12 protein-coding genes are annotated in these 13,929 nt (G+C 63.6%); 9 read left to right on the top strand and 3 right to left on the bottom strand.

Annotation, left to right across the window (positions count from 1 at the left end):
* Positions 1–55 precede the first annotated feature (55 nt).
* From kdgD to CXP40_RS06495, 8 genes are all read left to right on the top strand, one after another.
* Positions 56–967 carry a 5-dehydro-4-deoxyglucarate dehydratase gene (gene kdgD / locus CXP40_RS06530; protein WP_106733123.1) on the top strand — a complete coding sequence of 304 codons (912 nt, stop codon included), beginning with the start codon at positions 56–58 and terminating at the stop codon, positions 965–967.
* Positions 968–1,078: 111 nt separating this feature from the next.
* A complete protein-coding gene (gudD, locus tag CXP40_RS06525; RefSeq protein ID WP_099522247.1) occupies positions 1,079–2,428 on the top strand; it encodes a glucarate dehydratase in 1,350 nt (449 codons plus the stop codon).
* A gap of 114 nt (positions 2,429–2,542) precedes the next feature.
* A complete protein-coding gene (locus CXP40_RS06520) occupies positions 2,543–3,868 on the top strand; it encodes an MFS transporter (protein ID WP_106733122.1) in 1,326 nt (441 codons plus the stop codon).
* Between the two features lie 22 nt (positions 3,869–3,890).
* On the top strand, positions 3,891–5,447 hold the full coding sequence (gene garD / locus CXP40_RS06515) for a galactarate dehydratase (RefSeq protein WP_106733121.1): 1,557 nt from the start codon (positions 3,891–3,893) through the stop codon (positions 5,445–5,447).
* Position 5,448: 1 nt separating this feature from the next.
* Positions 5,449–6,867 (top strand): FAD-binding oxidoreductase, encoded by a 1,419-nt coding sequence (locus CXP40_RS06510; protein WP_106733120.1) that lies wholly within the window; start codon positions 5,449–5,451, stop codon positions 6,865–6,867.
* 170 nt (positions 6,868–7,037) lie between these two features.
* Positions 7,038–7,979 carry a 2-hydroxyacid dehydrogenase gene (locus CXP40_RS06505; RefSeq protein ID WP_106733119.1) on the top strand — a complete coding sequence of 314 codons (942 nt, stop codon included), beginning with the start codon at positions 7,038–7,040 and terminating at the stop codon, positions 7,977–7,979.
* Positions 7,980–8,178: 199 nt separating this feature from the next.
* Positions 8,179–9,108 carry an ABC transporter ATP-binding protein gene (locus tag CXP40_RS06500; protein WP_106733118.1) on the top strand — a complete coding sequence of 310 codons (930 nt, stop codon included), beginning with the start codon at positions 8,179–8,181 and terminating at the stop codon, positions 9,106–9,108.
* Positions 9,105–9,866 (top strand): ABC transporter permease, encoded by a 762-nt coding sequence (locus CXP40_RS06495; RefSeq protein ID WP_017678012.1) that lies wholly within the window; start codon positions 9,105–9,107, stop codon positions 9,864–9,866. The genes CXP40_RS06500 and CXP40_RS06495 overlap by 4 nt, the downstream gene beginning before the upstream one ends.
* Before the next feature lie 243 nt (positions 9,867–10,109).
* Here CXP40_RS06495 and CXP40_RS06490 read toward each other — a convergent pair whose 3' ends face one another.
* Positions 10,110–10,502: a protease inhibitor I42 family protein gene (locus CXP40_RS06490; protein ID WP_106733117.1), complete on the bottom strand. Its 393-nt coding sequence runs from the start codon at positions 10,500–10,502 to the stop codon at positions 10,110–10,112.
* On the opposite strand from CXP40_RS06490, the gene CXP40_RS23635 reads away from it, so the two are divergent.
* Positions 10,501–10,665, top strand: a complete 165-nt coding sequence (locus tag CXP40_RS23635; protein WP_157831680.1) for a hypothetical protein — start codon at positions 10,501–10,503, stop codon at positions 10,663–10,665. The two genes, CXP40_RS06490 and CXP40_RS23635, sit on opposite strands and share 2 nt — an antisense overlap.
* Here the strand turns inward: CXP40_RS23635 and lon are convergent.
* Both lon and CXP40_RS06480 read right to left on the bottom strand, forming a co-directional pair.
* A complete protein-coding gene (lon, locus tag CXP40_RS06485; RefSeq protein ID WP_106733116.1) occupies positions 10,662–13,055 on the bottom strand; it encodes an endopeptidase La in 2,394 nt (797 codons plus the stop codon). The two genes, CXP40_RS23635 and lon, sit on opposite strands and share 4 nt — an antisense overlap.
* A gap of 61 nt (positions 13,056–13,116) precedes the next feature.
* Entirely contained in the window at positions 13,117–13,821 is a 705-nt protein-coding gene (locus CXP40_RS06480) for a hypothetical protein (protein ID WP_106733115.1), read from the bottom strand.
* Positions 13,822–13,929 lie beyond the last annotated feature (108 nt).

Here is a 13,929-nt window from a genome sequence, read left to right as displayed (position 1 = left end):
TACAGCTACGGCTGACGTCATTCCTCACAACTCGCTTTAACAGGGTGTTCGCATAATGAATCCACAAGAACTTAAGTCCATCCTCTCCTCCGGTCTGCTGTCTTTCCCGGTAACCGACTTCGATGCTGCCGGTGATTTCAATCAGGCGGGCTATGTGCGCCGCCTCGAGTGGCTGGCGCCTTACGGTGCTTCCGCCCTGTTCGCAGCCGGTGGTACTGGCGAATTCTTCTCCCTGGCGCCGGACGAATACAGCGCCGTGATCAAGACCGCCGTGGATACCTGCGAGAATTCCGTGCCTATCCTGGCTGGTGTTGGCGGCCCGACCCGCGTTGCCATCCAGATGGCGCAGGAAGCCGAGCGCCTGGGCGCCAAGGGCCTGCTGTTGCTGCCGCACTACCTGACCGAAGCCTCGCAGGACGGCGTTGCCGCTCACGTCGAGCAGGTGTGCAAGTCGGTGAAGATCGGCGTGGTGATCTACAACCGTAACGTCTGCCGTCTCAACGCCAACCTGCTGGAGCAACTGGCCGAGCGTTGCCCGAACCTGATCGGTTACAAGGATGGCCTGGGCGACATCGAGCTGATGGTGTCGATCCGCCGCCGCCTGGGCGAGCGTCTGACCTACCTCGGCGGCCTGCCGACCGCTGAAGTCTATGCTGCGGCCTACAAGGCGCTGGGTGTGCCGGTCTACTCCTCGGCCGTGTTCAACTTCATCCCGAAAACCGCCATGGACTTCTACCGCGCCATCGCCGCGGAAGATCACGCCACCGTTGGCAAGCTGATCGATGATTTCTTCCTGCCGTACCTGGACATCCGTAACCGCAAGGCCGGCTATGCCGTGAGCATCGTCAAGGCCGGCGCCAAGATCGTCGGTTACGACGCCGGTCCGGTTCGCGCACCGCTGACCGATCTGCTGCCGGACGAGTACGAAGCCCTGGCCAAGCTGATCGAAGCCCAAGGCGCGCAGTAATACCGAAAAGGGCCGCTCGCGCCTGCGAGCGGCCTGGCCGCGCCCCGGAAGTCCCGGCGCGCCGGCGTTGAACCATTGTCGAACCCGCATAAGAACAACAGGGTAACGCTCATGACTTCACAGATTCCTGCCGCTGTCGGCACTCCGCTGATCACCGAGCTGCAAGTCGTACCGGTCGCCGGTCAAGACAGCATGCTGCTCAATCTGAGCGGTGCCCACGGCCCGTATTTCACCCGCAATATCCTCATTCTCAAGGACAGCGCCGGCCACGTCGGTGTCGGCGAAGTCCCCGGCGGCGAGGGCATTCGCAAGACCCTCGACGACGCCCGCTCGATCCTCGTCGGCCAGCCGGTCGGCAACTACAACGCATTGCTCAACCAGGTACGCCGCGCCTTCGCCGATCGTGATTCCGGCGGTCGCGGCCTGCAGACTTTCGATCTGCGCATCACCATTCACGCCGTCACCGCGCTGGAGTCCGCGTTGCTCGACCTGCTCGGCCAGCACCTCGGTGTGCCGGTGGCTGCACTGCTCGGCGAAGGCCAGCAGCGCGATGCGGTGGAAATGCTCGGTTATCTGTTCTTCGTCGGTGACAAGGACAAGACCGATCTCGGCTACCGCGATGAGCGCGATGCCGATGACACCTGGGAGCGCGTGCGCAACCAGACCGCGCTGACTCCGGAAACCATCGTCCGCCAGGCCGAGGCCGCGCATGCGCGTTATGGCTTCAACGATTTCAAACTCAAGGGCGGTGTGCTGCATGGCGAAGCCGAAGTCGAGGCGATCCGCGCCCTGGCCGCGCGCTTCCCTGAGGCTCGTGTGACGCTGGACCCCAATGGCGGCTGGTCGCTGGATGAGGCCATTGCCCTGTGCCGCGACCTGCATGGCGTGCTGGCCTATGCCGAAGACCCGTGCGGCGCCGAGAACGGCTACTCTGGTCGTGAAGTGATGGCCGAGTTCCGCCGTGCCACCGGCCTGCCGACTGCGACCAACATGATCGCTACCGACTGGCGGCAGATGGGCCACACCATCTCCCTGCAATCGGTGGATATCCCGCTGGCCGACCCGCACTTCTGGACCATGGCCGGTTCGGTACGCGTGGCGCAGATGTGCAACGACTGGGGCCTGACCTGGGGTTCGCACTCCAACAACCACTTCGACATCTCCCTGGCCATGTTCACCCACGTCGCCGCGGCGGCGCCGGGTCGCGTCACTGCCATCGATACCCACTGGATCTGGCAGGACGGCCAGTACCTGACGCGCAACCCGCTGCGCATCGAGGGCGGTCTGGTGCAGGTGCCGAAAACGCCGGGTCTCGGCGTCGAGCTGGATTGGGACGCGCTGGCCAAGGCGCACGAGCTGTACCAGACCAAGGGCCTGGGCGCGCGTGACGACGCCATTGCCATGCAGTACCTGATCCCCAACTGGACTTTCAATAACAAGAAGCCCTGCCTGGTTCGTTGAGCCGAGCCCGACGCCGTACTGTGGCTTTGTAGGGTGGGCCGGGCGGCGTTCCGTTTTAGCCCACCCTACGGCCTTACCGGCTGAGCCTTTCCTGCTGTCTCGCGAGCCTTGCCGATGCCAGATGCCAAACCGGGTCGTGTGCGCTACAGCATCTTGTTGATGCTGTTTCTGGTCACCACCATCACCTTCGCCGATCGCTCCAGTCTGTCCGTTGCCGGTTCGGCGATGCAGGCCGGCCTGGGCATCGACGCGGTGACGCTCGGCTACATCTTCTCGGCGTTCGGCTGGGCCTACGTGATCGGGCAGATTCCCGGCGGTTGGTTGTTCGATCGCTTCGGCACCAAGCCGGTGTACACCCTGGCGTTGTTCGTCTGGTCGGCGCTGACCCTGTTGCAGGGTTTCGTCGGCTGGCTGCCGGGTACCTGGGCCGTGACCTCGATGTTTCTGCTGCGGCTGTTGGTGGGCTTTGCCAGTGCGCCGTGCTTTCCCGGCAATGCGCGCATCATCGCCTCTTGGTTTCCTACCGCTGAGCGCGCCACCGCCACGGCCATCTCCAGTTCGGCGCAGTATGCCGCCACGGCGCTATTCGCACCGTTAATGGGCTGGGTGGTGCAGGCGATGGGATGGCAATCTGTGTTCATCGTGCTCGGTTGTCTTGGGCTGGCGCTGTCGCTGCTGTGGTTGAAGCAGCTGCATGGCCCGCGTCAGCACCCGCGTATCGAAGCGGCCGAGCTGGAACATCTGGAGCAGGGCGGGGCGCTGATCGATCTGGAAGGGCAGCGTAGCGGTGATGGCGGTTCGCAGTGGCGCTACCTGGGCCTGCTGCTGCGCCAGCGCACGATGATCGGCATCTATCTTGGCCAGTACTGCAACAACGCCATTACCTATTTCTTTCTCACCTGGTTTCCGGTCTACCTGGTGCAGGCACGCGGCATGAGCATTCTCGGCGCCGGTTTCGCTGCTGCCTTGCCGGCCATAAGCGGTTGCGCCGGTGGCGTGCTCGGCGGGCTGCTGTCCGATGGCATGTTGCGTCGCGGTCACTCGCTGACCCTGGCGCGCAAGCTGCCGATGGTGTTCGGTCTGCTGCTGTCGAGCGCCGTGGTGCTGTGCATTTTCGTCGAGAGCGACACGGCCGTGATGGCGCTGATGGCCCTGGCCTTCTTCGGCAAGGGCCTCGGCTCGCTGGGCTGGACGCTGGTGGCCGACACTTCGCCCCGGCAGATCCTTGGCTTGTCCGGCGGGCTGTTCAACACCTTCGGTAACCTGGCAGCGATCACCACACCTATCGTTATCGGCTACCTGGTCAGCCGTACCGGATCATTCGATTGGGCATTGGCCTATGTTGGTCTCAATTCCCTGCTGGCGGTCGTGAGCTTCGGCTTGATCGTCGGCCGTATTCACAGGGTCGAGCTGGACGCTGCGTCTGGCTCGGCATCCTGAACGCACAACAGGAGCAAGCGTCATGCAGTTGATTCCCCATCAGGATTCGCCCCGTTACATCCGCCTGCACCCGAGCGACAGCGTCGGCGTGGTGGTCAATGACCAGGGCGTTGCCGCGGGCGGCCAGTTCGACGATGGCCTGACGGCTATCGAAGGCATCCCGCAGAGCCACAAGGTGGCGCTGGTGGATATCGCCGAAGGCGGCGAGGTGGTGCGTTATGGCGAGGTCATCGGCTATGCGCTGAAACCCATCGCCGCCGGCAGCTGGGTCACCGAGCAGGTGCTGCGCATGCCCGAGCCGCCAGTACTGGACAACCTGCCCAAGGCGACCATCAAGACCGCACCCGGCGAGCCGCTGGAGGGCTACACCTTCGAAGGCTTCCGCAACCCGGACGGCAGCGTCGGCACCCGTAACATCCTCGGCGTGACCACCACCGTGCAGTGCGTGGTCGGCGTGCTCGATCACGTGGTCGAGCGCGTGCGCAAGGAAATCCTGCCCAAATACCCCAACGTCGACGACGTGGTGGCGCTGTCGCACAGCTACGGTTGCGGCGTGGCGATCAACGCGCCGGACGCGGTGGTGCCGATCCGCACGCTGTACAACATCAGCCGCAACCCCAACCTGGGTGGCCAGGCGCTGGTGATCAGCCTCGGCTGCGAGAAGCTGCAGGCCAACCAGTTGATGGATGGCGACCAGCTCACCAACGGCATGGACGAGGAAGATTGGCTGTTCCGCCTGCAGGATTCCGGCACCGGCTTCACCGGCATGGTCGAGCAGATCATGGGCATGATCGAGGAGCGCCTGCAGGTGCTCGACCAGCGTCGCCGCGAGACCGTACCGGCGTCTGAGCTGGTGATTGGCATGCAGTGCGGCGGCAGCGATGCCTTCTCCGGGATCACCGCCAACCCGGCGCTCGGTGTGGCTGCCGACCTGCTGGTGCGCGCCGGCGCCACCGTGATGTTCTCCGAGAACACCGAAGTGCGTGACGGCATTCACCTGCTCACGCCGCGCGCCGCCAGCGTCGAGGTGGCCGATGCGCTGATCCGCGAGATGGACTGGTACGACCGCTACCTTGCGCGCGGCATGGCCGACCGCAGTGCCAACACCACGCCGGGCAACAAGAAGGGCGGGCTGAACAATATCGTCGAGAAGGCCATGGGTTCCATTGCCAAGTCCGGCAACAGCCCCATCGCCGGCGTGGTCGCACCGGGCGAGCGCATTCGTGGCAAGGGTCTGTGGTTCTGCGCCACGCCGGCCAGCGACTTCATCTGCGGCACCCTGCAACTGGCGGCGGGCATGAACCTGCACATCTTCACCACCGGTCGCGGCACGCCCTATGGCCTGTCCATGGTGCCGGTGATCAAGGTGGCCACACGCACCCAACTGGCCGAGCGCTGGCCGGATCTGATCGACGTCGACGCCGGGCAGATCGTTTCCGGGCGCATGACGCTGGAGCAAATGGGCTGGCATATCTTCCAGCTCTATCTGGATGTGGCCAGCGGTCGCAAGCAGACCTGCGCTGAGCATCTGCGCCTGCACAACGATCTGGTGCTGTTCAACCCGGCGCCGGTGACCTGAGATGAGTGGCCTGTCCGATGATCTGCTCCAGGCGTTGCGCGAGGCGGTCGGCGAGGCTGGTCTGATCACTGACGCCGAGCGTATGCAGAGTTACCTGAGCGACTGGCGCGGCGCCTACCGTGGCCAGGCAGCTGCCGTGCTGCGCCCGGCGTCGACCGAGGAGGTTGCTGCCGTGGTACGGCTGTGCGCGCAGGCCGGCGTCGCCCTGGTGCCTCAAGGCGGCAATACCGGCCTGTGCGGCGGCTCGATCCCGGATGACTCTGGCGCGCAGGTCGTGCTGTCGCTGACGCGCATGAAGCGTATCCGTGCAGTGGACGTGGGTAATGAAACCATCACCGTCGAAGCGGGGGTGATCCTGCAGCAGTTGCAGGAGGCTGCCGTCGAAGTCGGCCGGCTGTTCCCGCTGTCGCTGGGCGCCGAGGGCAGTTGCACGGTTGGTGGCAACCTGGCGACCAATGCCGGCGGCACCGCGGTGCTGCGTTACGGCAACATGCGCGACCTGACCCTGGGGCTGGAAGTGGTGTTGCCCGATGGGCGTATCTGGGACGGCCTGCGCGGGTTGCGCAAGGACAATACCGGCTACGACCTCAAGCACCTGTTCATCGGCAGCGAGGGCACCCTGGGCATCATTACCGCCGCCGTGCTCAAGTTGTTCCCCGCCGTGCGCAGCCTGACCACCGCCTGGGTGGCGCTGCCCAGTCCGCAGGCAGCGGTCGAGCTGATCGGGCAGATGCGCGGGCTGTGTGGCGACCGCCTGACCGGCTTCGAACTGATGTCGCGGCAAAGCGTCGAGTTCGTCCTGCGCCATGTCGCCGGTGTCAGCGATCCCTTCGCCGACACGCATCCCTGGTACGTGCTGATCGAGCTGAGTGACACCCAGCCCAACGCGCCCTTGAACGAGTTGCTGGAAGAGGGCCTCGGTGCTGCCTTCGAACAGGGCGTGGCGCTGGATGCCGTGGTCGCCGCCAGCGACGCGCAGGTGCGCGCCTTGTGGGCGTTGCGTGAAGGCATCTCGGAGGCGCAGAACCACGAAGGGCCGAGCCTCAAGCACGACATCAGCGTGCCGGTCAGCCGTATTCCCGACTTCATCGAACTTACCGATGCCGCACTGCAGCAGGCCTTCCCCGGTGTGCGCATCGTGGCCTACGGGCACGTCGGCGACGGCAACCTGCATTACAACATCAGCAAGCCAATCGGCGCCGAGGATGTCGCGTTCAAGGCGCAGGCCGAGGCGATCATGCGCGTGATCTACGACCAGACCCTGCGCTATGCCGGCAGCATCAGCGCTGAACATGGCCTGGGACAGTCCAAGCGCCTGGCCGCGCAGCACTACAAGGCGCCGCTGGAGCTGGAGTTGATGGCCCGCGTCAAGCAGGCGCTGGATCCGGCTGGGCTGATGAACCCGGGCAAATTGCTGTAGCAGGCCGTTGAAAAACGTAGGCGAGGTAGCCAGTGCAAGGCAAATACAGGCGAAAAAGCGGAGTTTACGAGCTGTAAATGAGCATTTTGAGCCTGTATTTAACGCAGCATTGGCAACGCAGGTAGTTTTTCAACAGCCTGGTAAATCGCACGATCCAAACAGGAGGTTCCATGAGCAAACCCAAGGTGCTGCAGATCGGCCCGCTGAGCGAGCGTTTCAACCGCGAGCTGGCCGAGCAATACGAGGTCAGTGCGCTGTGGCAACAGGCCGAGCCGCTGGCGTTCCTGCGCGAGCACGGCGAGCAGTTCATCTATATGGTGTCCTCAGCACGCTTCGGCTGTACGGCTGACCAGCTCGCGCTGCTGCCGAATCTGCGCGCCATCTGCAGCTTCGGCGTGGGCTACGATCCCTATCCGCTGGATCTGCTGCGTGATCGCGGCATCGTGCTCAGCACCACGCCGGACGTGCTCAACGACTGCGTCGCCGACCTGGCCATGGGCCTGATGATCGATAGCGCGCGGCGCCTGTCCGAGGCCGATCGCTTCGTGCGCAGCGGTGCCTGGAGCAGCACTACGGGTTTCCCGTTGGCGCGTCGGGTCAGCGGCAAGCGCCTGGGTATCGTCGGCCTTGGCCGCATCGGCGAGGCAGTGGCCTTGCGCGCCTCCGGTTTCTCCATGCCGGTGCGTTACCACAATCGCCGTGCGGTCGAGGGCAGCCCTTTCCAGCACGAGCCGGATCTACTGGCGCTGGCGCGCTGGGCGGACTTCCTGGTGCTGACTTGCCCGGGCGGCAAGGCCACCCATCACCTGATCAATGCCGAGGTGCTCGAAGCACTCGGTCCGGATGGCTTTCTGGTCAACGTCGCACGTGGCTCGGTGGTCGATGAGGCCGCCCTGATCACGGCGTTGCAGCAGAAGGTGATCGGCGGTGCCGGGCTGGACGTTTTCGAGCGTGAGCCTCAGGTACCGGCGGCGCTGCGCGAACTGGACAACGTGGTGCTGTTGCCGCACGTTGGCAGCGCCAGTCTCGAGACGCGCCAGCAGATGGCCGATCTGGTGATGGACAACCTGCGCGCCTTCATCGCCACCGGCGAGTTGCTGACGCCGCTCTGATCCCACTCGCCACCGAATACGCCGGGCGGCGCTGCCGCCTGGCCTATCGTTACATCGCCACAAGCGCTGTAATCGTTTCTACCTCACCTGCAGCATCCCCGGCGCACCACAAGTGCGCCGTTTTTTCTTCCGCGCGCTGATGTCGGTGCCTCATGCCCTGTAAACTGTTTCGTTTTCCGCAGGCAAGGGGCCATCCACCGTGCAGTCGGTCATCTCCATCCAGCAACTGAACAAGATCTATGCGTCCGGGCATCCGGCGCTGCAAGGCATCGACCTGGACATTCGCCAGGGCGAGATTTTCGCCTTGCTCGGCCCCAACGGCGCGGGCAAGACCACCCTGATCAGCATCATCTGCGGCATCGTCAATCCTGGCGAGGGCAAGGTGCTGGTCGGCGGCAAGGACATCGTCCGTGACTACCGCGCGGCCCGCTCGCAGATCGGTCTGGTGCCACAGGAACTGGTCAGCGACGTGTTCGAAACCGTCTGGGCGACGGTAAAGTTCAGCCGCGGTCTGTTCGGCAAGAAGCCCGACCCGGCCTACCTGGAGCAGTTGCTCAAGGATCTGTCGCTATGGGACAAACGCAACGCCAAGATCATGGAGCTGTCCGGCGGCATGAAGCGCCGAGTGATGATCGCCAAGGCGCTCTCCCACGAACCGAAGATTCTCTTTCTCGACGAGCCCACCGCTGGCGTCGACGTGGAGCTGCGCCGCGACATGTGGAACATGGTGCGGCGCCTGCGTGAGCGCGGCGTGACCATCATCCTGACCACCCACTACATCGAGGAGGCCGAGGAAATGGCCGACCGCATCGGGGTGATCAGCAAGGGCCGCATCATCCTGGTGGAAGACAAGCAGGTGCTGATGCACAAGCTGGGCAAGAAGCAGCTGACCCTGCACCTGCAGCAGCCGTTGTCCTGCGTGCCGGCCGAGCTGTCGCGCTACGGCCTGGAACTGGCCGATCAGGGTCATGTTCTGGTGTTCACCTTCGATGCCCAGCATGAGAACACCGGCATCGCCGAACTGCTGCGCGACCTGGCTCAGCACGGCATCGACTTCAAGGATCTGCAGTCGAGCCAGAGTTCGCTGGAGGAGATTTTCGTGTCACTGCTGGAGGAGTCACGCGCATGAACCTGTACGCCATCAAGGCCATCTACCTGTTCGAGCTGGCGCGCACCTGGCGCACCCTGCTGCAGAGCATTGCCACGCCGGTGATCAGTACCTCGCTGTATTTTGTGGTGTTCGGCTCGGCCATCGGTTCGAGCATGACCCAGGTGCAGGGCGTGAGCTACGGCGCTTTCATCATTCCCGGCCTGATCATGCTGGCGCTGCTGACCGAAAGCATTTCCAATGCCTCGTTCGGCATCTACATGCCCAAGTATTCCGGAAGTATCTACGAGCTGCTGTCGGCGCCGGTGTCCTATCTGGAAATTCTGATCGGTTATGTCGGCGCGGCGGCGACCAAGTCGGTGATCCTCGGTCTGATCATCCTGCTCACCGCGCGGTTGTTCGTCGATTTCGAGATTCAGCATCCGATCTGGATGGCGGCGTTCCTTGTACTGACGGCGCTGACCTTCAGCCTGTTCGGCTTCATCATCGGCGTCTGGGCCGATGGCTGGGAGAAGCTGCAGATCGTCCCGGCACTGATCGTCACGCCATTGACCTTCCTCGGCGGCGCCTTCTATTCGATCAGCATGCTGCCGCCAGCCTGGCAGACGGTGACCCTATTCAACCCGGTTGTGTACCTGATCAGCGCCTTCCGCTGGAGCTTCTATGGCGTGTCGGACGTCAATGTCGGCGTCAGCCTGGCGATGGTGCTGGGCTTCCTGGCGCTATGCATTCTGCTGGTGGGCTGGATCTTCAAGACCGGTTACCGGCTCAAGAGCTGAGGCCATTCGCGGCTGAAGCCGCTCCTACATAGGTCGCGTACGCCTCTGATTGTAGGAGCGGCTTCAGCCGCGAAACGATAGAAATGATGGGGGCGCATCATGCGCCCCTTGTTCGTTTGCAGCCTGTAGGGCGGGTGAAACCCCCCAATGGATAGATGGTGGCACGGAACCGTGGGAGGCGCTTTAGCGGCGACTGATTTCGAGTCGTCGCGGCTAAAGCCCCTCCCATAGAAGCACTTCAGGTCACTTAACCCGCACTTCACACTCGAAGGTTTCCGCTGGCGGCACGTTCGGTTCCCAGGGCTGCTGGTAGGTCAGCAGCAGCCGGCCTTCGCCTGGCTCGCGCGCGGTAAAACGCCAGGTGGAGATGCCGCCAGCACCCACCAGCCCGGCGTCTTCCGGGTTGCTGTAGACCTCGGGGCCGAGGCTCTGCAGCACGCCCGGCGCAGCATCACGCACGTCCCAGCGAAAACCGGTGGTGGGGTTGCTGGGTAGGCTGAGAATCAGTTGCTGACCCTTGTTCAGCGTCAGCGGGCACTGCCGATCCTTCTTCAGTTCCAGCGTGCCGGATTGATGGGCACAGGCCGTAAGCAGGGCCAGGGCGGGCAGGATAAGCAGGCGCAAGGTGGCGTGCATGGCGAACTCCAGTCGACGAAACCTGGCCCAGCATAGCGGCATAGACCTGTCGGTGGCGACCGTGGAGATGCGTGGTTTGCTGTGGGAGCGAGCTCTGCTCGCGAATAGCGGCGAGGCTGAAAAGCTTCGCGAGCAAAGCCCGATCCCACATCTGCCTGTCTAGTCGAACAACACCTTGGCCACGTCGCTGTAGCGCTTGGCGAAGTGCACGGTAATGCCTTCCTTGAGGTAGTCCGGCAGTTCCTCGTAGCTGCCGCGATTGGCCTCCGGCAGGATCAGTTCATGGATCTTCTGCCGCCGCGCCGCGATCACTTTCTCGCGTACGCCGCCGATGGGCAGCACCTGGCCAGTGAGGGTCAGCTCGCCGGTCATGGCCACACCTTTCTTCGGCGCCTGGTTGCGCGCCAGCGAAAGCAGGGCGCTGGCCATGGTGATGCCGGCACTGGGGCCATCCTTGGGCGTGGCCCCTTCCGGTACATGCAGGTGGACGAAGGCCTGGTCGAAGAAGGTCGGATCGCCGCCGAACTGCTTGAGGTGCGAGCTGACGTAGCTGTAGGCGATCTCCGCCGATTCCTTCATCACTTCGCCGAGCTGGCCGGTGAGCTTGAAGCCGCGATTGAGCGTATGGATGCGCGTTGCTTCGATCGGCAGGGTGGCGCCGCCCATGCTGGTCCAGGCCAGACCGGTAATCACCCCGGTGCCGGCCAGTACGCGCTCATTGCGGAATACCGGCATGCCGAGGGCTTGCTCAAGATCCTTGGCGCCAATGCGAATCTTCGCTTCGGGATCGTCCAGCAGCTTCACCACCGACTTGCGCACCAGCTTGCCCAGCTGTTTCTCCAGCTGACGCACGCCGGCTTCACGGGCATAGCCTTCGATCACCGTACGCAGCGCTGCATCGCTGATGGACAGGCGGGCTTTCGGCACGCCGGCTTTTTCCAACTGCTTGGGCCACAGGTGGCGCTTGGCGATGGCCAGTTTTTCCTCGGTGATATAGCCGGACAGGCGGATCACTTCCATGCGGTCGAGCAGCGGGCCGGGAATGGAGTCGAGAGTGTTGGCGGTGCAGACGAACAGTACCTTGGACAGGTCCAGGCGCAGATCCAGGTAGTGGTCGAGGAACTCGACGTTCTGCTCCGGATCGAGGGTCTCCAGCAGCGCCGAGGCCGGGTCGCCCTGGTAGCTGGTGCCCATCTTGTCGATCTCGTCGAGCATGATCACCGGGTTCATCACCTCGGCTTCCTTCAGCGCCTGCACCAGCTTGCCGGGCATCGCGCCGATGTAGGTACGGCGATGGCCCTTGATCTCCGCCTCGTCACGCATACCGCCCACCGAAAAACGGTAGAACGGCCGGCCGAGCGATTCGGCGATGGATTTGCCGATACTGGTCTTGCCCACGCCAGGTGGGCCGACCAGCAGCACGATGGAGCCGGCGATCTCGCCCTTGAAGGCGCCGACGGCCAGGAACTCGGTGATGCGCTCTTTGATGTCGTCCATGCCGGCGTGGTGCTTGTCCAGCACCTTGCGCGCGTGGCCCAGGTCGAGCTTGTCCTGGCCATGAATGCCCCAGGGCAGGGCGGTGGACCAGTCCAGATAGTTGCGCGTGACGGCGTACTCAGGCGAGCCGGCTTCGAGGATCGACAGCTTGTTCAGCTCCTCGTCGATGCGCTTCTGCGCCTGCGCAGGCAGGGTCTTGCCTTCGAGGCGGGCGAGGAATTCTTCGCGATCCGCGCTCTTGTCGTCCTTGCTGAGACCCAGCTCCTTCTGGATCAGCTTGAGCTGCTCCTTGAGGAAGAACTCGCGCTGGCGTTCGCCAATCTGCTTGTTCACCTCGGCCGACAGTTCTTTCTGCAAACGACCGACCTCGACCTCCTTGCGCAGTAGCGGCAGCACCTTCTCCATGCGCTTGAGCATGGGCACGGTGTCCAGCACTTCCTGTAGTTCATGGCCGGAGGCAGTGGTCAGGGCGGCGGCGAAGTCGGTGAGCGGTGACGGCTCGTTGGGACTGAAACGATTGAGGTAATTCTTCAACTCTTCGCTGTACAGCGGGTTGAGCGGCAGCAGCTCCTTGATTGCGTTGATCAGCGCCATGCCATAGGCCTTGACCTCGTCGCGCGGGTAGGCCGGTGGCTGCGGGTATTCGACTTCGGCCAGGTAGGGGCCACGGCGGCTGAGCCAGCCACGAATGCGCACGCGGGTCAGGCCCTGGGCGACGAACTGCAGCTTGCCGCCTTCCTCGCTGACGTGGTGCACGCGCACCAGGGTGCCGTGCTCGGGCAGGCTATCGAGATCGAACTCGCCATGCTCGTCCGGTGGGTTGTCGACGTAGAACACCGCCAGGCATTTGTGTTCGGTGTTGTCCACGCGCTTGAGCGTGCGCCCCCAAGGGTGCTCGTTGACGATCACCGGCAATACCTGCGCGGGGAAGAGCGGGCGATTGTTGATTGGGATGATATAGAGCTTGTCCGGCAGCCTTTGTGCGGGCAGCACCAGGCCGGTGGTGGATTGCACGTTGTCGTCGACAGCTTCGGAGTGGATGTCCTGATCGTTCATGGAGCACCTTTGCTTGCACATTGGTTGCTACATGGGGCGACTGCGGGTTTTTTTCAACGTTTCAATCGAGGCTCAGACGAATGCCCTGCAGGCGCTGTTCGATCAGTGGGGTGAGCAGGGCGAAGCACTCACCGGGCGCCAGGCGAATCTGCGCGGGCTCGATCAGATCACTCTGCAGGCGCTCGATCAGTGCGAGCAGATGCGAGTCCTGCTCCTGATCGAGCATGCGCTTGCAGAGAAAGCGTAGTTGCATCTGCAGGCCGGGCGGGCAGCGTTCGTAATTGGCCGCGCGTACCGCCAGGCCGCGCAGCCTGGCAAGGTCCTCCAGCGCGCGGCAGGCCTCACCGAGCCCGCGAATTCTGGGGTGATGCTGACGGTAGAGGCGGTCTTCGAGTTGTTCGATCACCGTCAGCAGTGCCTCGATCAGTCGGCAGTGGGCAGCGAAGTCGGCGGGTTTGCGGCGCAACTGCGGCCACTGTTGCTGCAGAGGTGGTAGTTGCATATCGGCGCCGGGCCAGTCGAGCCAAAGCTGGTCCAACTGCTGCGCCTGCGCATTGCGCTGCGCAAGGCTCGCGGCATCCAGCTGTGCGCCCAATCCGCGATGTTGCTGCAAGGCCTGAAGCAGGTCGAGGCAGCGCTGCACGATCCTGGTGTCCGCCTGCTTGCTGGCTCTCAACTGGCGATTTTCCGCGCGGTGGGTGAGCCAGTAGCTAAGTGTGAGCAACGCGACCAGCAGGGTCAGAAAAATGAGGGCGGCATTGCTCATTGAGGTTCGCTTGTCATGATCGTTAGAGAGGAGCGAAGCAACTCTCCTGCCATTTTCCCGAGGCTACATAATGCGGTTCAGTGGGGTTGATAGGGTGCACGGTAATGG

Source organism: Pseudomonas sp. YY-1, assembly GCF_002843095.1.
GTDB lineage: Bacteria > Pseudomonadota > Gammaproteobacteria > Pseudomonadales > Pseudomonadaceae > Aquipseudomonas > Aquipseudomonas sediminis_A.
The sequence above is the reverse complement of the archived record's forward strand: the minus strand, read 5'-3'. Positions and strand labels throughout refer to the sequence as shown.